The organism is Agrobacterium sp. CCNWLW155, assembly GCF_036888815.1.
Lineage (GTDB): Bacteria > Pseudomonadota > Alphaproteobacteria > Rhizobiales > Rhizobiaceae > Agrobacterium > Agrobacterium radiobacter.
In genome coordinates, this window is record NZ_JBAKFW010000025.1 from 1 (window position 1) to 18,834 (window position 18,834).

17 protein-coding genes are annotated in these 18,834 nt (G+C 60.1%); 6 read left to right on the forward strand and 11 right to left on the reverse strand.

Annotated elements, in window-relative coordinates:
• On the forward strand, nucleotides 1–216 hold a 216-nt coding region (locus V6S97_RS27755; RefSeq protein WP_334428286.1), incomplete at its 5' end, for a transposase.
• 93 nt (nucleotides 217–309) lie between these two features.
• Entirely contained in the window at nucleotides 310–1,299 is a 990-nt protein-coding gene (locus V6S97_RS27760; protein ID WP_334428287.1) for a hypothetical protein, read from the forward strand.
• 173 nt (nucleotides 1,300–1,472) lie between these two features.
• Here the strand turns inward: V6S97_RS27760 and V6S97_RS27765 are convergent, their stop codons facing one another.
• From V6S97_RS27765 to V6S97_RS27775, 3 genes are all read right to left on the reverse strand, one after another.
• On the reverse strand, nucleotides 1,473–2,759 hold the full coding sequence (locus V6S97_RS27765) for a tyrosine-type recombinase/integrase (protein WP_334428288.1): 1,287 nt from the start codon (nucleotides 2,757–2,759) through the stop codon (nucleotides 1,473–1,475).
• Between the two features lie 476 nt (nucleotides 2,760–3,235).
• On the reverse strand, nucleotides 3,236–5,059 hold the full coding sequence (locus V6S97_RS27770; protein ID WP_112997635.1) for a UvrD-helicase domain-containing protein: 1,824 nt from the start codon (nucleotides 5,057–5,059) through the stop codon (nucleotides 3,236–3,238).
• Between the two features lie 8 nt (nucleotides 5,060–5,067).
• Nucleotides 5,068–6,924, reverse strand: coding sequence for an ATP-dependent nuclease (locus V6S97_RS27775; RefSeq protein ID WP_442886126.1), 1,857 nt, complete (start codon nucleotides 6,922–6,924; stop codon nucleotides 5,068–5,070).
• A gap of 539 nt (nucleotides 6,925–7,463) precedes the next feature.
• Between V6S97_RS27775 and V6S97_RS27780 the strand changes: the two genes are divergently transcribed.
• Nucleotides 7,464–8,192, forward strand: coding sequence for a hypothetical protein (locus V6S97_RS27780; protein WP_112997637.1), 729 nt, complete (start codon nucleotides 7,464–7,466; stop codon nucleotides 8,190–8,192).
• 146 nt (nucleotides 8,193–8,338) lie between these two features.
• Here V6S97_RS27780 and V6S97_RS27785 read toward each other — a convergent pair whose 3' ends face one another.
• The 8 genes from V6S97_RS27785 to V6S97_RS27820 form a co-directional block, all read right to left on the reverse strand.
• Nucleotides 8,339–9,589: a response regulator gene (locus tag V6S97_RS27785; RefSeq protein ID WP_112997638.1), complete on the reverse strand. Its 1,251-nt coding sequence runs from the start codon at nucleotides 9,587–9,589 to the stop codon at nucleotides 8,339–8,341.
• Nucleotides 9,586–9,975 (reverse strand): response regulator, encoded by a 390-nt coding sequence (locus V6S97_RS27790; RefSeq protein ID WP_112293915.1) that lies wholly within the window; start codon nucleotides 9,973–9,975, stop codon nucleotides 9,586–9,588. Before V6S97_RS27790 ends, V6S97_RS27785 begins: the two co-directional genes overlap by 4 nt.
• Nucleotides 9,972–11,456 carry a GAF domain-containing sensor histidine kinase gene (locus tag V6S97_RS27795; RefSeq protein WP_112293916.1) on the reverse strand — a complete coding sequence of 495 codons (1,485 nt, stop codon included), beginning with the start codon at nucleotides 11,454–11,456 and terminating at the stop codon, nucleotides 9,972–9,974. The genes V6S97_RS27790 and V6S97_RS27795 overlap by 4 nt, the downstream gene beginning before the upstream one ends.
• Nucleotides 11,457–11,458: 2 nt before the next feature.
• On the reverse strand, nucleotides 11,459–12,484 hold the full coding sequence (locus V6S97_RS27800) for a mechanosensitive ion channel family protein (protein ID WP_112293917.1): 1,026 nt from the start codon (nucleotides 12,482–12,484) through the stop codon (nucleotides 11,459–11,461).
• A gap of 75 nt (nucleotides 12,485–12,559) precedes the next feature.
• A complete protein-coding gene (locus V6S97_RS27805; protein ID WP_112293918.1) occupies nucleotides 12,560–12,976 on the reverse strand; it encodes a cupin domain-containing protein in 417 nt (138 codons plus the stop codon).
• A 61-nt stretch (nucleotides 12,977–13,037) separates the two neighbouring features.
• Entirely contained in the window at nucleotides 13,038–13,790 is a 753-nt protein-coding gene (locus tag V6S97_RS27810) for an SDR family oxidoreductase (RefSeq protein WP_112997640.1), read from the reverse strand.
• 133 nt (nucleotides 13,791–13,923) lie between these two features.
• Nucleotides 13,924–14,892 carry an MBL fold metallo-hydrolase gene (locus tag V6S97_RS27815; protein WP_112293920.1) on the reverse strand — a complete coding sequence of 323 codons (969 nt, stop codon included), beginning with the start codon at nucleotides 14,890–14,892 and terminating at the stop codon, nucleotides 13,924–13,926.
• A gap of 232 nt (nucleotides 14,893–15,124) precedes the next feature.
• Nucleotides 15,125–15,580 (reverse strand): carboxymuconolactone decarboxylase family protein, encoded by a 456-nt coding sequence (locus tag V6S97_RS27820; RefSeq protein ID WP_112293921.1) that lies wholly within the window; start codon nucleotides 15,578–15,580, stop codon nucleotides 15,125–15,127.
• A gap of 276 nt (nucleotides 15,581–15,856) precedes the next feature.
• Between V6S97_RS27820 and V6S97_RS27825 the strand changes: the two genes are divergently transcribed.
• From V6S97_RS27825 to V6S97_RS27835, 3 genes are all read left to right on the forward strand, one after another.
• Nucleotides 15,857–16,642 carry an alpha/beta fold hydrolase gene (locus tag V6S97_RS27825; protein WP_112997641.1) on the forward strand — a complete coding sequence of 262 codons (786 nt, stop codon included), beginning with the start codon at nucleotides 15,857–15,859 and terminating at the stop codon, nucleotides 16,640–16,642.
• A 132-nt stretch (nucleotides 16,643–16,774) separates the two neighbouring features.
• Nucleotides 16,775–17,755 carry an alpha/beta fold hydrolase gene (locus tag V6S97_RS27830; protein WP_112293922.1) on the forward strand — a complete coding sequence of 327 codons (981 nt, stop codon included), beginning with the start codon at nucleotides 16,775–16,777 and terminating at the stop codon, nucleotides 17,753–17,755.
• A gap of 119 nt (nucleotides 17,756–17,874) precedes the next feature.
• Nucleotides 17,875–18,735 (forward strand): SDR family oxidoreductase, encoded by an 861-nt coding sequence (locus V6S97_RS27835; protein ID WP_112293923.1) that lies wholly within the window; start codon nucleotides 17,875–17,877, stop codon nucleotides 18,733–18,735.
• Nucleotides 18,736–18,834: the final 99 nt, after the last annotated feature.

The window sequence follows — 18,834 nt, forward strand, 5'->3', positions numbered from 1 at the left end:
ATCGAGCGCGCCGGCGCCAAACTCATGTTCCTGCCACCCTATAGTCCCGACTTTAATCCCATCGAAAACGCATTCTCCAAATTGAAAGCCATGCTGCGGGCTCGGGCGGAGCGGAAAATCGACGCCCTATGGGATGCCGTCGGCACATTGATCCCCCGATTCACATCCGCAGAATGCGCAAACTACTTCAGGGCTGCAGGATATGACCCGGATTGAACAGGATCTGCTCTAATCACAGAAATGTACTGTACACCTCCAGTAGCAGAATAATTTTGTTCATGCTATGTACTCCCATCAGAGGAGTTGCCGATGTTCAAGAATCTTCAGCGAGAATTGAATCGTTTAGCCAGCACCAGCAGCATTTCCATCCCCCTCGAAAGTGATTCAGACGGCTTCTTCGACAAAGAATGCCCAGACGAGAAATGTCTTTTCCAGTTCAAAATTCACGCGGAAGACTGGAAAAGCATCGTTCGCGACGAGGAAGTGTTTTGCCCCTCCTGTCGCCACGTAGCGCCAGCCACAAGCTGGTACACGCGGAAGCAGGTCGAAGAAGGGCGGGAGTACGCGCTTAATTCGGTCAAGGCCGGTATCAACAAGGCAATGCGGGCTGACGCGGCGGAGTCCAAACGCCGCCAGCGCCGCAATTCGTTCTTTAGCATCACCCTTGAAGTTAAAGGTGGCCACGATGTCGTCCTGCTTCCGGTTGCGGCGGCCGATCCGATGCGGCTGCGGACAACGTGCGAATCCTGCCAATGCCGGTATTCCTACATTGGAGCGGCCTTCTTTTGCCCAAGCTGCGGCAAGAACTCAGCTAGCCACACGTTTTCCCAGACCCTTACCACCATACGGACAGCCGCGACCCTGGGAGATTCCCTACGCGCCAACCTCGGCCCCGACGAAGCGGAAGTCATCGCACGAACCCTGCTGGAGAAAGCGATGCAAGACACGGTCATGTCATTCCAGCGATTATGCGAACAGCTCTACGAGATAAAGTCCGGCCCGAAGGCGCGGCGCAATGCTTTCCAAAACCTGGAAGCAGGCTCCGACCTTTGGGCTCAAGCAATTGGTGCCAGTTACGAGCAACTCATTGACGCCGGAACACTGCAGAAGCTCACGAAGTATTTCCAGCAGCGCCATCTACTCGCACATCAGCAAGGGATCGTTGACGCTGACTACATTACCCGCAGCAGCGATGCGTCTTATGCCATAGGGCAGCGACTGATTATCCACCCCCATGCGGTTCTCGAGTTCGCCGATCTCATCGAAAAACTTGGCCAGCAGCTTATAACCAGGTGCTAACCAAGCAGCACCCCAAGTGATGCGCGGGCGGGAGGAGAGCGCGAGAGGAGGGGCTTTGGGGCTCCCCTCGCCCTGCTCCGGCCGGGTCGAACCCGGCCGGAGCAGGCAGCACCGAACGCAAAAAGCCCGGACGGTGAAGTCCGGGCTTTGATAACGCTCTTATCGCTGCGCGGTCATGCGGCAGCACCTTGCAACTGGGCGGGGAGCCAGCTCGTTCCCTGCAAAAGCTTTTCCGCTTCGGCAACAGCCTCCCCTTTCGGGGCTTTTTCGATGGCCCGGATAGCCTGCGGCTTGCAACCGGCCTCGGCCATTACCTCGGCTATCTGCGCCTTCGACAAGCGCGACAGGAATACGGCTTGCGGCTCCCAATGCTGGTGCATGTCGAGGTCCACCGCCTCCGCAATCCGGGAGGACATGAGCCGAAGGCAGATATAGGTGTGACGTAGGCTGTACGCTGTCCGAGGTTTGCCGTCCCGGTCGAGCTTGAGATGTTGCGCTTCAAGAAGGTTGTTGAACATCTTGAGATAATTACCGGGGAACAGCAGATCGGTCGGCGCGGGAAGCTTCGCACCCGCCTCAGCCCCTTCTTTACCACGCACCGGCTTGGCGCGTTCCCGCAGGCGCTCATAGGGCTTGACCGCACCGGGCATGGATTTACACCAGCCAATGCCGCGCTTGCCCCGCACTTCGATCTCAAGAATGCGCTGGCGGCTGTCCGGGTCCTCCACAATGGTCACGTCCCGGTGCTGGAGCTGCTTGGCCTCGTCCGGGCGCAAGCCCGTGTTCCCCATGAACAGCACGAAATCGTGCAACTGCTCGGCCTCCCACCGGAAGTGAGGGTTCTTTGGTTCTTTTGCGTTTTGACGGGTAGCCTCATAAAGCTGCTTGTACTCGGCCGGGCTGAACCAGGGCCGGTGCGTGATCTTCCCTTGCGTCTTGTAGGGCGGCGACAGGTCCGGCAAGTGGTCCAGCCATTTGTGCCGGATGGCGGTTTTCAGGACCTGCCGCAGAGTGCCTACCTCATCGTGAAGCGTGCTGCGGGCCGGCGGTTTGCCCGTCGTGGACGTACCGATGCGATGCACCCGGTAATCCTGCACGGTTCCGGCCGTAATCTCCGACAGGCCCATCTTGCCGAAGAACGGGATCAGATGCAGACGCAGGCGGATGCTGTGGCCCTCGACCCATTTGGGGCTGCGCTCACCTTCGGTGATGACGGCATATTCCTGCTCGAATTTCTTCGCGGCCTCGGCAAACGTGGTCTCGGTCTTCAAGAGGCCTGCCGCCGCCTTGCCCCGCAGGCCGAGATACCAGTCCTCGGCAAACGCCTTGGCTTGTTCGAGACCCTTTTCCTTGGTGCTGGTGCGGTACTGGCGGCCCTTTACGGTGGCGGAGCAATGCCAGGTGAGGCCCCCGCGCCGGTAGACATTGACCTTTCCTCCGAGGATTTCATGGCTCGCCATACCGGCCCCTGCTTGTTTCCCATCTTCGATATGGGAACAGGGAATCACGCGAACAAGGACGCGTCAAATCAGGGGCCGGTTTTGTGCTAGAGTTGTGCTAGAGGATTTTGGGCAAAAAAAATAGCTCCGGGGTGACCCGGAGCTGTTTGATATCATTTGTAAATTTTGGTTGCGGGGGCCTGATGGCATGGAGACTTGTATATTCTCAGCCTCAAGTCGGCCCAGCATTGGCAAACAGCGCTTACGCCAGAAGCGGCCATTATGCACAATAACCTCGCCGTCCGAAATGAGGCCGTGAGCCGTCCGTCGGCTTTCGGGGTAGGGAACGCGTTAGCTGCTGTCACCGCACAGGCGGACGCGGATGACGGCTTCCGAGTGCGCATAGACACGCTATCTTACAACCAAGCCGTTGCCGGTAGGAGGCCGCAGCTAACCTGCTCGTGATCCCGGGTGCACACAGTGCCCGCCACTCTGCTTTATTCAACGCGATTCAGCAGGACGCAGACATCGTCGTTGGGCGACATGATCGTCGTGCGGATCTTCGCGCGGGTCACGCTGACGCGGAAATTCTGGCGGGCCTGTGTCATCGCACCTGAGTTCACATTGCCGCCGACGATACGATCCGGGTTGCCCACAATCTCCCCCTTCACCCGCTTCGGCCAGCCTTCGAAGATGATGACTTCGTCGAACTGCTTCCCCTTAGCCTTGTGCATGTTCATCACGACGATGCCGGACTCGGGCTTGTGCGCCGTCGCGAAATGTTCCTGGACGAACGCCTGCCGCGTGAGGGCAAGCGCGTTCTTGTAGCCACCGGTGTCGCGCCAATCCTGTGCAAGGCTCTGACGCATCTGCGTGCCGCGTTCGAGCAGGCGGACATTGCGGGTTTCCTGCGCCACTTCGGCGAGCCGCGTGCAGGCGCCGGCCTCAAGGACGGCTCGCACCGCGGTCCAATCGGCATCTGGCTGTCCGGTCAAGGCGATGGCCGTCGCGGCCTGGTGGACCGAGAACGTGGCCTGGAGCACACTGTTATTCGGCGGCGCCTTGCCCTTGGCGAGGCATCCATTCCACTTTTCTAGCGCCAACCTGAAACGCGCGGCGTCGGCAAGATCGCCCTTCGTCGGCGTCGCCCCGCCGCGTCCGTCGAAGAAGCTGCAGAGCACGTCGACAAATTCATCGAAGCCGCCGCTGTGACTTCGCTGTTGCAGGAGGAAGGCGATCACCTCGGCGGCAAGGATCGGGCCTTCCATATCCACCGCCGCCGTATGCATGATCGGCGGCACGTTGCCAAACGGCGCGCGCAGGTTGTCCGACACCAGACGCGTCATGCGTTTCGTCGGAACCAAGATCGCGAGCGACCAGTCACGGCGACCGAGCGCGATAAGCCGTTGCCGCGCCTGCAAAACCTGCGCGACGAGCGACGCATAGGCCTGGTTAGGGTTCGACGCGAACCCTTGATATTCGACGCCTTGATAGGGCTCGTCGCGAAACTTGCCGGTGAGGAGGTGATTGCCGAAGATCGCGATGTCAGTGCCCTTGCTCCGGTGATTGTCCCCGGCCAGGTCGTGCTCGGAGGGTTTGAACGCCTCTTTGAAGTGGTTGAGGCGCTCGGGATCGGCGCCGATAAAATCGAAGATCCGCTGCTCTGGGTCGGCCAGCGCGATCAGCGTGCTGCTCTTCCCCATTGCCTCGACCGCGCGCCATTGCTCGGCGCTCGTGTCCTGGAATTCGTCAAGGATGATGAACGGGTACATGGTCGACACAAGCTCGCGGACCTTAGCCGAGCCATGCAACAAGATCGCCACCCGCTCCGCGAACAGGTCGAAACAGACCTTGCCCTCGTCCGTCGCCAATCGCATGCGTTCGGCCATTTCCAACGCGGCCTTCTGCGCTTTCTCCTCGTCCGACAGCTTGGACGGTGCCTTGAAGCCACTGCGGATCGCCGACAGCGCAATCGCCTCGTTCGGCGGCGTCAGGATCGTCATCCGCCGCGGAAACCCGACCAGATAGCCGTGCGCCTTGAGGACGCGCCAGAAGAAGGAGTGATAGGTGTCGACCTCAATCCACTTCTTTTCCTCCTTCGTAACTGACGCCTCTTCATCGATCGCCTCGAACACGCGCGAGACTGTCGCGCGCGCGAAGCTGAGAAAAAGGATACGCTGCCCCGGCTTCAGTTTCTCGCGCGCGATCTTCGCGGCTCTCAGGATCGACACAGTGGTCTTACCCGAGCCGGGACCACCCACAACGAGTTGGTGCCCCTCGACGGTTAGAACATCCTTTTGCGCGGGCGTCAGACTGACCATCGCGTCCTCTAGCCGGCGGGCGAGGCGGCGGCTTCCCCACCGTTGCTGGACGTAGGCGCTGGCGGCACGGCGGGCGCAAGCGGGGGATCACAGATCGCCTTCAGCGTTGTGCAGGCATCGCGGATCCAGGACGGGATTTCGGCCTCGGAGCACTGGCCAAGGAAATCGGCGATGCCCCAATTGCCCTTTGCCCAGCCGAAATACTCTTTCAGCGCCGATATCACATTGGCCTTCGGATCGGGATACTTCACGAGGATATGCGGCGGCCAATCGAGCGCGTCCGAGAACCGCTCAAGCGCATCCTTCGTCGTATTCTTGAGGATGAGATCTTCGATCCCCTTCTCCTCGTGCATGAATAGCCGCTCGACCTCGGCTTCGATCGCAGCCTTCGCTGGATCGGTCTGCTTGTCGCAAAGCCCGAACGTTCGCTTACCGAGACCCTTATACAGCCGGGCGAGATCGGCGATCTGGGACTCGGTGCCCGCATCAATGATGCAGATGCCGAGCGCCTCAAGCGAAGCATAGGTGGCGGGGTTTAGCTCCGACAGCCGGCGCGCGGCCACCGGAAAGGCGCTGGCCTCGGTGGCCCCTTCGGCGATCAGCACGCGACGGGACAGGAGGCCCTCGCAGAAGCGCGTGCGAAACTCTTGCCGATAGCGCTTGTGCTTTACGCTGTCGGGCAAAGCTATCTGCGCCTGGCTGAGCACACCGTCATTGCCCCGCGACAGGATCACGGTCTCGTCGAGCTTAAATTCCTCGAGGACGTAGGGCGAATGCGATGTGACGATCGACTGGGAGGCCAGCTTGCGCAGCTCATGAACGATCCGCTTCTGGGCATAGGGCGGGATCGCGGTTTCGACCTCTTCCATTGCGAAGATGACGTTCTGCTTGTCTTCGGCGATCTGCGACAGCATCGCCAGGACCAACATGTTGATCGTGCCGGTGCCCTGCCGGAAGAAGGGCGCGGCGTGATCGCCATCGCCGGTGGCGATGAAGGCGGTCACTACCTTGCGCAGATGCTCACGCGTGAGGTTCGACACCTTAAGGTGCGGTTTCACACCCCATTCACGCGGCACATATTTCTTCAGCGACTTGTCGATGCTGTCGAGCACGCCAGAAATCCCGATCGCGGGGTCGCTTGCCACGTCGAAGGCGGCGAGCGTGCCGATCGTGCCTTCCCACATCTGCGGCCGAATTTCCTTCAGCCGCAGAATAATGTCGAGCAGGCTGCCATGTTCTAGGCTCAGCGCGCGCGATCCAGTGCGTAGGGAGCGCAGGAACAGGAAGCCGCAATGCTGTTTGTCCTTCTTGGAGAACGGCTCGGGCTTGTCCGCCTCCGTCAGGCTGCGCGAATAGAAGGTGTTGCCGACGAAATCGTCCTCATCGGAATCGTAGGCGCCGATGAAGGTGACGCGTAGCGCCGCCTTAATGTTCGCGGCATCGACACCCGCCGGATTGGCCTCGGTGAAGAAATCGCCGGTTTCGACATTGAGCCACTCGATATTGCCGCCGAACCTGGCCCCCTGCTCTTCCGACAGGCCGATGATGGTGACTTCAACAGTGATCTTCGGGGCTTCGGCTACGGGCGCCTCGTCCGCCTCATCGGGCGCGGCGCCCTCCTCGGCGGTGGCAGCGGCCACGGGAAGATATTTGCCCTCAAAAAAATCATGCTCATCGACCGGAGGGCGGCGGCTCAGTCTATCAGGCCCGAGCACAAGATCTATCGCTTCAAGGACCGAGGATTTGCCCGTGTTGTTGTCGCCGATGAGAACAGCATGGTCGGGCAGCACAAGCTTCGCATAACTGATGCCCCGGAAATTCTCGATTGATACGGAGTAGATCTTCAACGCAGCCCCCTGACGCAATGCAGTTTTCTCGTTTTACGTGCGTCACAGTTACACCTGATTCGATGGAACGTCATCCGCCGTGTCAGTGGCGGCCGTTTCTCAAAGCGACCATTTCGGTCCAAATGAAACCCAGCGAGAGTGAGAGTGTGGACAGGCTTTGCTGTGACGATGAAGGACCGCAGGAGCGGTCTTTGGCACCCGTCACGGAGATCTTCGGCGCGGACGGTTTCCTCCCAAAAGCGGTTGTGCAGGAACATTCCCAATGTCCGTCTTTCCGGCGAACGCTTCGAGAAGATGAACGGACGAGAGGTTTTATGAACACGGCGACCGAGCCCGCATGGCCGCTTCGAGGGCGCAATGCCGAGGCCGGTTCCGACCCGCTTCGCCGTGACGTCGAACCGGATAACCCTGATGACCGAACGTCGCATGCCCGGCTTCGACTGAATTCAGGCGGCAAGCGACGAATTTGCATAGACAACGCGGTATCCATCGTACAACTTCCCAACTCCTGACGCGACGCCTCCTCCCCCAACCGACCGCGCTCTCTGAGGAACTGAATGAACCCGAAGCGCCGAACCGCACTTATCAGCCGTTTGGCGAATGGGATAGGCTACATAGCTACCGATTTCGAGAGGTTCGGCGGCCTGTTCGTCCAGGCCCTGCTTGAGCTGCCGTTGGACCACCGGGGACTGAACTTGCTCGGCTATCCTGTCGCAGGCGTTGTAGACACGACCAACGGCGACGGGAAAGTCGCGGTCGAATACTCCGACCGCAAGGATTACTTCAGCGGGGACATGGATAAGGCGCGCGGCGACCTCGCCCACGCTCTGGCCGGCGCGCCCAGCGCCGAAAAGATATTCCTCCTATCCGGGCAGCCGAGTCGACCGCAGGTCGCTCAGGAATTCGAACGTGCGATGCTCGACCTGCCCGAGATGGAAGGCAAAACCCTCTATCTCTGGGGCGCGGTGGAAATCGCGACGCAGTTGGTCGACCACCTAATCCTGAGCGATTCGGTGGTCCGCAGGCTCTCTCCATACCTTCCGGATCTGGAGCGGATTCGAGAGGAGGAAGCGGCGAGCCGAATGGTGCCAGAGCCGCTGCCGAGCTGGTTGCCTCGAGACGATATTGACATGGCGATCGTTGAGCGGCTGAGACAGAAACCTGTTTTGGCCATCGGCGGAGTGGGCGGAATTGGGAAGACCGCGACCGTTCAGGCTTTCTCCCATCGGCATCAGGACGATTACGAAGTCCGCATCTGGCTAGACGGCGACGAGATCGACCGGTAGCTCCAGGCGAAACTTTATGCGATCTTTTGAGCGCAAACCGAGAGCCCCTGCGACACTTTTCGCTGAAACGGAGCTTTCGTCCTAACCTTTGAAAGGCCTTGGCTTCGTATGAGAGGGCGTGACAGGGTCATTAAGCTCATGCTCAATCATCCCACCTGTATGCGAATGCCTTTGGCGCCGTTGAGCAGCCGTCTCAAATGATAGCTGGCGAGCGGATCATCCGAGTGCATGCCAACCAGCGCGGCGAAAGCAGGCATGGCGGCGGCGCAATTCTGCTCGAGCTTGGTAAAGGCTGCCATATACCGCGCCGTAACCGGCGCATCGAACTGCGCTACCGACAAGGGTTCGTGGGCGCGCAACGGCTCGCTGCGTCCGCGCAGGACAAGATCACCGATCGGTCGCCCTCTGAATTCCTTTGCCCCGCTTGCGACACTGTCGCTGGCGCAAATCCGCGTACCCAGCGTCTTATTCGCGGCTTCTAGCCTCGCGGCAGTGTTGATTGTGTCGCCGTAGGCGGTAAAATCGAAAAAGCGATCGCCGCCGAAGTTGCCGACCAGTGCGGAGCCCGCGTGAACGCCAATACGCGTGGCTCCGAAGTCAACGCCTTTCTGCTTCCAGCGCTCGCGAAACGCTTCTGCCCATTGGTCGAGCGCTTGCGCGCAGGCGATTGCGCGGGTCGCATAGTCGGGCTGGTCGCCAGGTGCATTGAACAGCACCTGAATGGCATCGCCGATCACTTTGGCCACCGTTCCTTCATGCGCGAAGACGACGTCCGTCAGCCCGCCGACATATTCATTAAGCAATTCGGCCAGCACCTCGGGAACGGCTGTCTCGACGAGCGAGGTGAAGCCCGTGATGTCGGTGAAGATCACGGCGATGTCGCGCCAGCGCACCTGCATGTCATCGTCATCACCGTCGGCGGCAAGGTGCCTGGCAAGTTCGGGCGAAAAATAGCGCGACAACGACGCATGCGCACGCTCCGCTTCCGCCTGACGGCGTCGTGCCTCGCGCAAGACCTCGATATGTCCGATGGTCTTTAGGATAGTCGCCTCCAGATCGGCGAAATCGATCGGTTTGGTTAGGAAGTCGAAAGCACCGCGATTCATCGCGGTCCGTATATTACCCATATCACCGTAGGCCGAGATGATGATGGCCGACTTCTTGTCCTCTCGCTCCTGGAGTTTCGCCAGCAGTGAGAGGCCATCCATGCGCGGCATGTTGATGTCCATAAGCACAAGATCGACATGGGGATGCTGCTCAATCGCGTGGAGCGCATCAACACCGTCATGCGCGAACACAAAACTGATGCGTCCGTCGCGAACCTGCCGTCGGAATTTCCGCAGAATAAGCGTCTCCATGTCTGGCTCGTCATCGACCACGAGAATAGTTGTAGTCATGTGGCCGGTCCCAGTCTCGTCTCGATGACCTGACGTAGCAGGGCGAAGTCGATCGGCTTCGTCAGCAGGCCCTCCGCGCCCCGATCCAGCGCTTTCCTGCGCGTCTCGGCATCTCCATAGGCGGTGATCATGATGACAGGAACATCCGGCCTTCGTGCGCGCATTTCCGGCAGCATGTCGAGACCGTTCATCCCAGGCATGTTAATGTCGGAGAAAATCAAAATCAGCATTTGCTCGCCAGTGTCGGCAACGCGGGTCAGAGCCTGCGTTGCCGAGACGGCAAAATCCATCACGAAGCGCCGGGCGCGAAGATCGCGGCGGAATTGCTGGCGGAACAAGACTTCGACGTCCGCTTCGTCATCTACGACCAGAACCAATACAGTCATGGCTCACCTCTCCCCGTGTTTGAAAAATTACTCCTCCGTGGCAGTAGGACTATGAACTCGGTAAACGCGCCGGGCTCGGTCTCGACATCGATGCTGCCGCCGTGTTGCTTCACGATGATGTCGTGGCTCATGGAAAGTCCGAGGCCAGTGCCTTCGCCAGGCGGCTTTGTCGTGAAGAATGGATTGAATATTTTCTCCTTAACCTCTGGCGGAATGCCGGCGCCGTTGTCGCGGATGCGGATTTCGACATGTTCGCCACGGTTACGTGTGCTGGCGCTGAGTTCGGCTTCAAAGCCGAGGCTGCTATCGCCGCTTCGCTTGGCTACGGCATAGAAGCCATTGGAGATCAGGTTCAGTAGCACGCGTGTGATCTCCTGCGGAAACACGTCGGCGACGCCAGCGTCTGGATCGAATTCCCGTTTGAGGGTCACGTTGAACTCCGGCTTCTCGGCGCGCGCGCCATGGAAAGCCAGGTTGAGGCTCTCTTCCACCAGCGTATTCACGTCCGTTGGCCGGTGTTCGCCGCCGCCGCCGTGCGAATGCAAGAGCATGTTCTTGACGATGGAATCGGCTCGCTTGCCGTGCTCCACGATCTTCTGCAGATTGTCGTTCAACAGACTGCGTATTTCGTTGAGTTCGTCGCGAATATCGTCCGGAAGTGCGAACGGCGCGAGCGCATCGTTCAACTCATCCATCAATTCGACTGAAAGCGTCGCGAAATTGTTGACGAAGTTGAGCGGGTTCTTGATCTCGTGCGCGATGCCGGCAGTGAGCTGACCGAGCGAGGCCAGTTTTTCGGTCTGGACCAGACGGTCCTGCGCGGCGCGCAGGTCGTCAAGAGACTTGGCGAGCAGCGTGGTCCGCGCCTGGACTTCTTCGAACAGCCGCGCGTTCTCGATCGCGATCACGGCCTGATCGGCGAACGTGTTGAGAAGGTTGATCTGGCTGTCGCTGAAGATGCCCGGCTCGGCACGCGAAACACCGATCGTGCCGATAGCGATGCCCTCGCGAAGCATGGGCACCACGATGATGCTTCGGTATCCCCTGACGCGCGCCATCTCCTTGACGGCTTGAGGGACGCCGGGTTCGGTTTCGATATCGGAGCGGAACGCCATGGCCGAGTTCATTGCCGCCCGGCTGTGGATCCCTGAAGACGTCAGTGGAGCAGGAAATGAAGCCCGGATCTCCTCATGACTGGCCCGACTTCCCGCTGTACACGCCGCCAGATGGAGCATGCCATCTATGACGCGTGTCACAAGCGCCGTTTGACCGCCGAGCAGCCGTCGCGAGCTCTCGGAAATGACGTCAAAAACCGGTTGCACGTCGGTTCGCGACATGGAGATGACGTTGAGAATTTGCGCAGTGACGGCCTGGCGTTCCAACGCAATTCCAAGTTCCGATCGCAGATCGGCGTTCTCGACCGCCATAGCGCCTAATTGCTGTTCAAGTTCGTCAATCCTGTGCCTCAGCTCGACGCCCATGGCTAAACCGTGCTGGATGAGATTGGCCTGACGATAGCTGCGGGCTCACCGGCCGTAACGGCTGGCCCCCAGAGCAGGCTCTCGGGCGGCATCGCCAATGAGAGGCCGTTTGTCTTGCAGTGCCGATAGACGAGATCGATGACCTCATTTTTAGCGGACATCCTGCTCGCCGGACTCGCCACGCAAAACTGCAGCTTCACCTCGATGGCGATTGCATTGATCGCTTTGAGCGCGACGGCCGGCGGCGGGACTTTAACGATTCGCTCGCAGCTCCGCAGAACGCCAAGCATCAGGTCTTCAACGACCGACGGCGGCTGGGTGGCGGCAACGTGCACGGAAAGTGCAATCCAGTGCGTTTCGTCAGGACGGCTGAGATTGGTCATTCCTTGTTTCGCCAGGACGCTGTTGGGCACCACCACCATATTGTGCGCACCGGTCAGCAGATTAGTGGAGCGCCAGTTGATTTCGGCGACGCGCCCTTCCGTGTCATCACCGAGCCGGATCCAGTCGCCGATGAAGTAGGCCCGCCCCAGCGTGAGCGCGATCCCGGAAAAGACATCGGCAAGCGTGTTCTGCAGCGCCAGACCTATGATGATGGCGACCACGCCAGAGGTAGCAACCAAAGGGCCGATCGGAGCTCCGAAGACGAAGCCGATGACCGACAGCGCCACGCCGAGATAGACGACACCGACGATCAGATCCTGGAGAAGATGTGCTTCCCGCGGCTTGTGGTTGAGAGTGATATAGATCTGCGCGAATCCGATCAGCGTCCATGCTAGATGGGTCCACCAGAGAATCCTCGCCAACTTGGCAATCAAGAGGCCGGCACCCTGAAGTTCGCTCTGGTCGAGCCGGTAAGGTGAAATTCCGCCCAGCCCGAGCACGAGGCTCATCGTGGCGAAGAATAGAATTTGCACGATCAGGCGCCCAGTCGGACGGCTACGCCCCTGAATGTGCCATACGAAAATACCAGCAAGCCCTAGAATATTGATCAGGACGAGTGGCAGAAAATGATCTTCGCCGAACATAGCCAAGCTCACCAGCAGTGATTTTTGACGATTGGGAAAGGGCCAGAAACCGCAAACGGCCACTGGCCCTTTCGCCTACTCCTTGATCGGGAAGGTCAGTTCCTTCTCGCTACTGTCGATGACAAAAACAGCCAGCAGCTTGGCAGGCTCGGTTTTGCTGGCATTTTCGCTGACACCGTGGCGATCGCCCGGCATTTCGGAGAAGCTTTCGCCCGCCTTGTAGACCTTGATGGGACCGCCATTGACCTGGCTGCGGATCGCTCCTTCCAGCACCGTCGCATAAATGAAGGCCGAGTTGGGATGCGTATGAGCCGAGGAAAAGCCGCCGGGTCCGTATTCGACGAGAACGCCTTTCATGCTCTTGCCCGCAACATTCGGCAATTCGTGCTCGTAAACGAGCGTGACTTTAGCGTCCTTGTCACCGGCGTCGTGAGCGGCGGCGGCGGACAAGAGGGCCGTCATGGCAAAGGCGGTAAGGATTGACTTGATCATGTCGAGACTCCGTTTGTAAAGTCGGACGGTGCGCCGCCGGAGGCGACGCATCGGCGCCCGGTTATTTCCGCGCTGCGGTTGCGAACCACTGCTCGAAGGTAACGCGGCCGATACGTGGATTGTTGTCGGAGACCAAGGAGCCGTCCTCCAGCTTCGTGCCGAAATAGTGGGCTTCCGGATCGGCCACGACCTTGCGGGTGTCGCCCATCGCCTTCAGGTAGCGGGCGACGAAATCGCAAAGCCTGGCACGCTCCGGGCCTGAAATCTCAATGATGCCGTTCGCAGGCGCAGCAAGGGCCGCGTCCGTCACGAAATCTGCGACGTCATCGGAGGCGATCGGCTGCAAAAAGCCAGTCGACAGTCGGGTCGTGTCGCCAACGGTGCCCGCCTGGGCGATGCCACCGAGAAATTCCATGAATTGCGTCGAGTGGACGATCGTATAGGGAATTCCGGCATCCTTTATGATCTTTTCCTGGGCGACCTTGGCGCGCATGTAGCCGCTCTCGGGCAGGCGATCGGTGCCGATAATGGAAAGCGCGACGTGGTGCTTTACGCCAGCGGCCTTTTCCGCCGCCGCCAGATTGCGGCCCGATGTCTCAAAGAATTCGAGCACAGCCTTGTCCTCGAAGGACGGCGAGTTTGCTAGGTCGATAACGACGGAGGCTCCGGCGAGCGCCTCGGCGAGACCTTCACCGGTGATCGTATTGACGCCGGTGTTAGGAGCGGCGGCAATGACTTCATGGCCTTGCTTGCGAAGGCGGTCGGCCGTCTTTGAACCGATCAGGCCCGTTCCGCCGATGATGACGATTTTCATGAGCTTCTCCATGTGCGGCCGCTCAGCGCGCCGCGTTGTTGTTCGTTTTTTCGAAGGTGGTTACGGTGATCCAGGTCGGCCCTGTCGAAGTCGTGGATCCGCGACAGAGCCGGGCGCCCTGAACCAATAGGCGTCAGTAGTCCCAGAAGACCGGAACCCAGCGAAACGCATCGCCGTCGATCGCCACCCGGCCAACGGACGGGAACGGCAGGTGAGTGGCGACGAGCTGTTCGCCGGTCCGTGCCAGCTCCGTCAGAAGACGGACGCGAACGCGAGCCGCCTCCTCCGGATCGTGCTCGAAGCCATTGAACCAGTCGGGGTGATCGAAACCGACCGCAAAGACGGCATCGCCGGCAAATGTCAGCCTGTCACCACCAGATGCCAGACGAACTATACTGTGCCCGGGCGTATGACCGCCCGTGCGCTGGACGACCACGCCTGGCGCCACCTCATGTTGCTCATCGAATTGCCGCAGATGGGCCCGGTATTCCGCCACGAAACGCTTGGCGGTTGCCCTAAGGGCGTCCGGGAACCCTTGTGGCATGTGAGCGTAGGTGAAGTCGGGCGCCTCCCAAAACTTGACCTCGGCGGCTGCCACATGAATCTGCAGATCTGGCCGCAGCCGGTCCTTCACACCTTCGACGACGAGGCCGCCGATATGGTCCATGTGCAAATGGGTAAGCACAATATCGGTCACAGACCCCAGATCAATGCCGGCCGAGTCCAGTCGCCTGACCAATTGGCCAGCCCGCGGGAGGTTCAAATTCGGATCCAATCCCAGCCCGGCGTCGATCAGGATGGTCCGATCGCCGCTACGTACCAAGGCGACGTTGAGCGACCAGTCGAAGGCCTCTGCTGGCAAGAACATTTCGTCCAGCCAAGCCGCCCGCGCGGCTGGATCAGCGTTGTGCCCCAGCATTTCGGTTGGGAGCGGTAGCACCCCATCGCTGACCACCAGCACCTCAATCTCGCCGACCCGCACCGCGTAGCGCGATGGAACCAACTCTTCGGATCCTGTTCTGCGGAGGTGTGCGTCGTTGTCCAAGCTCATGTTGGTCTCCTGGTGAGCAATCGTACGGGGTCTTGTTTCTGTCTGCGACATGATGCGCTCCTGTTTTGCGTAATTGAAACGTGTCGGTTACAAGCCACGGCGCGGATTTTATGTTGAGGCGCGTTTGGCGGTCGATCCGGCCAAGGAAGAGGAAAGGCCATACCTGAGGATAGGGCAGCCTATGCTCTCAGTGCGGCCGCAGTGGCATGAAGGAGCAGACGCTTTGCATTGGACCTTGCCGGGCAAGATGGATCCGCCCGGCGCGTTCGCGTCTGCTGAGCGATTAGGCGGCGCGTTTGTGGTCTGCCGGATGCTGCAGCCGAAAACCGATCGCCAGCCGGTTCCAGGCATTGATCATGGCTATGCCGATGGACAGCACCAGGAGTTCGTCTTCCGAAAAGACACCGCGGGCAATTTCATAATCCGCATCCGGCGCACGGCTCTCGGCGATATTCGTCAGCGACTCGGCCCATGCGAGCGCCGCACGCTCGCGATCCGTGTAAAGCTGCGATTCATGCCAGGCGTCCAGCAAGAGCATGCGCTCTTCCGTCTCGCCCAGCTTGAGCGCATCCTGACGATGCATGTGCAGGCAATGGGCGCAGCCGTTGATCTGCGACACGCGCACCTTGACGAGCTCCATTAGTTTGGGATCGAAGCTCTTGGCAATCCAGGCCTCAACGGCGACGAGGCCGTCGATGCCGTCGTTCTTCCTGGCCAATATATTCAAACGTCTGGTCATCCTGCTCTCCGTGGATTGATTGCGATCGGGTCGAAGCCACGCGGGTCGCCCGGATCACTAACTATTCACGGCATCGCGGATCATCCATCTGGCCGGAAGGCTCTCCCGATTAGTGTTTGATGGAGCTGAGCCTTGCCGATCGATCAGATTTCCCGCCATTTGAGCCATCTCCTCCTATACTTCGGCAGTGGATGGGCCCGTCCCACGTAGGATGGTTTGCGACCGCAAATCCACGCATTCTCCAGGCATACGCAACCGCAGCGTTTGGAGAAGAAGATGCTCAAAATTATCAATGTCTTGGCGCTTAGCACCGCGATCGCTACGCTGACTGTCGCAAGTGCACAGTCCCAAGATCACGATCTCAAACCGACAGTCGTTCTCGTTCATGGCGCCTTTGCCGAGTCGTCGAGCTGGGATGCCGTGATCGCCCGCCTGACCGGGGATGGCTATGTGGCGATCGCGGCAGCTAATCCACTTCGCAGTGTCGCGTCCGATGCCGCATCCGTCGCGGCGGTCGTTCGCACCATCCGTGGCCCGGTGGTTCTGGTCGGCCACTCATATGGCGGACCGGTCATTACCGAAGCCGCAAACGGCAATCCGAACGTGAAAGCGCTCGTTTATGTTGCGGGATTTATGCCGGATACTGGCGAATCCAGCCTCACCCTGTCGGGCAAATTTCCGGGTAGCACGCTTGCCGGCGCGCTCGCGCCCGTGATGCTGCCGGATGGCACGCAGGACCTCTACGTCCAGCCGTCCAAATTTCATCTCCAGTTCGCCGCCGACGTTTCAGATGACAAGGCGGCGCTGATGGCTTCGACGCAGCGACCCGTCGCCCAGGCTGCACTCGCCGAACCCTCCGGCGCCGCGTCGTGGAAGGCGCTGCCCTCCTACATGATCTACGGGTCTGGCGACCGCAACATTCCGCCAGCAGTCATGCAGTTCATGGCCGATCGCGCGCACGCCGCGAAGACTGTCGTGGTCGACGGGGCTTCGCACGCGCTCATGGTCTCGCATCCCGGCGAAGTCACCGCTCTCATCGAAGAAGCGGCATCCGCCCGATGAAAAGTCACATTGCCGGTCCGGAGACGGTCCGCCTCTAAACTTTCGTACAGTCCCCAGAGGCTTTCGGCCAATAGTCTTTCGGGCCGGTGGTCGCCATCCTCGTTCGTTTTCAACCATCATGAAGGATAAAACATGCAGGACATTTCAAACCCATCGACAGTCAGCGTCTCACGCCGCGGCGCTCTGCTCGGCGGTCTCACCGCCGGTATTGCAGCAGGCTTGCCCGCGGTTGCCGACGCTAAGACTCCGAAGCAGCCCCTTCCCGCCACCATCAATCATGGAAAGCAAGCAATGAGCACGATCACCACCAAGGACGGCACAGAAATCTATTACAAGGACTGGGGCACCGGTCCGGTCGTCACCTTTTCGCACGGCTGGCCGCTGAACTCCGATGCGTGGGACGGCCAGATGCTCTTCCTCGCCCAGCACGGCTTCCGCGTCGTGGCGCACGATCGCCGCGGCCACGGACGTTCCAGCCAGCCGACGTCGGGGAACGACATGAATGGATATGCCGACGATCTGGCCGCCGTTATCGAGGCGCTGGACCTCAGGGACGCAACGCTGGTCGGTCACTCTACCGGCGGCGGCGAGGTCGCCCGCTATATCGGTCGGCATGGCACGAAGCGTGTCGCCAAGGCCGTACTGATCGGCGCCGTGCCGCCGGTCATGGTCAAATCAGCGACCAATCCGGAAGGCCTGCCGATCGAGGCCTTCGACGCGATCCGCGCCGGTCTCGTCAAGGATCGTTCACAGTTCTACCGAGACTTTGCCCTGCCATTCTATGGCGCCAATCGACCGGGCTCTAGTGTGTCCCAAGGCACCCTCGACCAGTTCTGGCGCTTGAGCATGCAGGCCGGCCTGCTCAACGCCTATGAATGCGTCAAGGCATTCTCGGAAACTGACTTCACGGAAGACCTGCGGAAATTCGACGTGCCGACTCTCGTCCTGCATGGCGAAGACGACCAGATCGTTCCAATCAAGGATTCCGCCGTCAAATCCGCGCGGCTGATCAAGGGTGCCAAGGAGATCTACTATCCAGGCGCGCCGCACGGCATTACCGCCACACATCAGGACCAGGTCAACGCCGACCTGCTTGCCTTCCTCAAGGCTTGAACCCGCCACGGCTCGCGGAGCAAGCCGCCGTTCTCCGCGTCCCGTCAGGAACTGGCGCGGCCTTGCCGCGCCAGTTCCTCGATCCCTTTCTATCATCGCCTTTTTAGAGGTCACCCACCATGTCGAAGACTTGGCTCATAACCGGCAGTGCCAGCGGAATCGGCCGTAGCACGGCCGAACTCGTGCTCGCACGTGGCGAGAATCTCATCGCAACGGCCCGCAACATCGATCACCTTGTCGACCTTGCGCGCCGCTACGAAGAGCACGTGGAACTCATCGAACTCGATGTGACAGACGTATCCGCCTCGCGAGGCGCAGTCGCAGCCGCCATGGAGCGATTCGGTCGCCTTGATGTGCTGCTGAACAATGCCGGCTATGCGCATCTCAGCCCTTTCGAACAGGTCTCTGAAGATGATTTCAAGGCGGAGATCGACACGAATTTCTACGGCGTGGTCAATCTGACGCGTGCAGCACTCCCCGTAATGCGCCGGCAAAAATCAGGACATATCATCAACATTTCGTCGAGTTCGGCACGCTTCGGCAGTCCCGGTTCCACCGCCTATAGCGCGGCGAAATGGGCGGTAAGCGGCTTTACCGCTTCGCTCGCCAAGGAAGTCAAGCCGTTCGGCGTCAAGGCCATCGCCATCGAGCCGGGCAGCATCCGCACGAACTGGACACGGGTCGCCCGCAGCCATGTCCCGCCGCTGCTGCCGGAATACGAACCAACCATCGGCGCAATCATGAGGTTAACGGAGGGCTATGCCGGCACCGAGCCCGGCGACCCCGACAAGGTGGCCGCGGTCATCTTCAATCTTTCACGCCGGGACGATCTGCCGGAACAGCTCGTCCTCGGGAGCGACGCGCTGGCGCGAATTGCTCAGAATGATGTGGTCCGGTCGACGGCCGCGCTCCAGTGGAACGAGGTCAGCCGGTCGACGGATTTCAACGAGGGCGCCACTTCCTTGCGGCTTTTGGACTGAGTCAGGAACCAAGCGACGGCATTCCCGCCAATGCATGGATTTCCATAAGTTGCGGCCGCGCGGTGGCGTGAATAAGGTACAAGACGGGATCGCTGACGC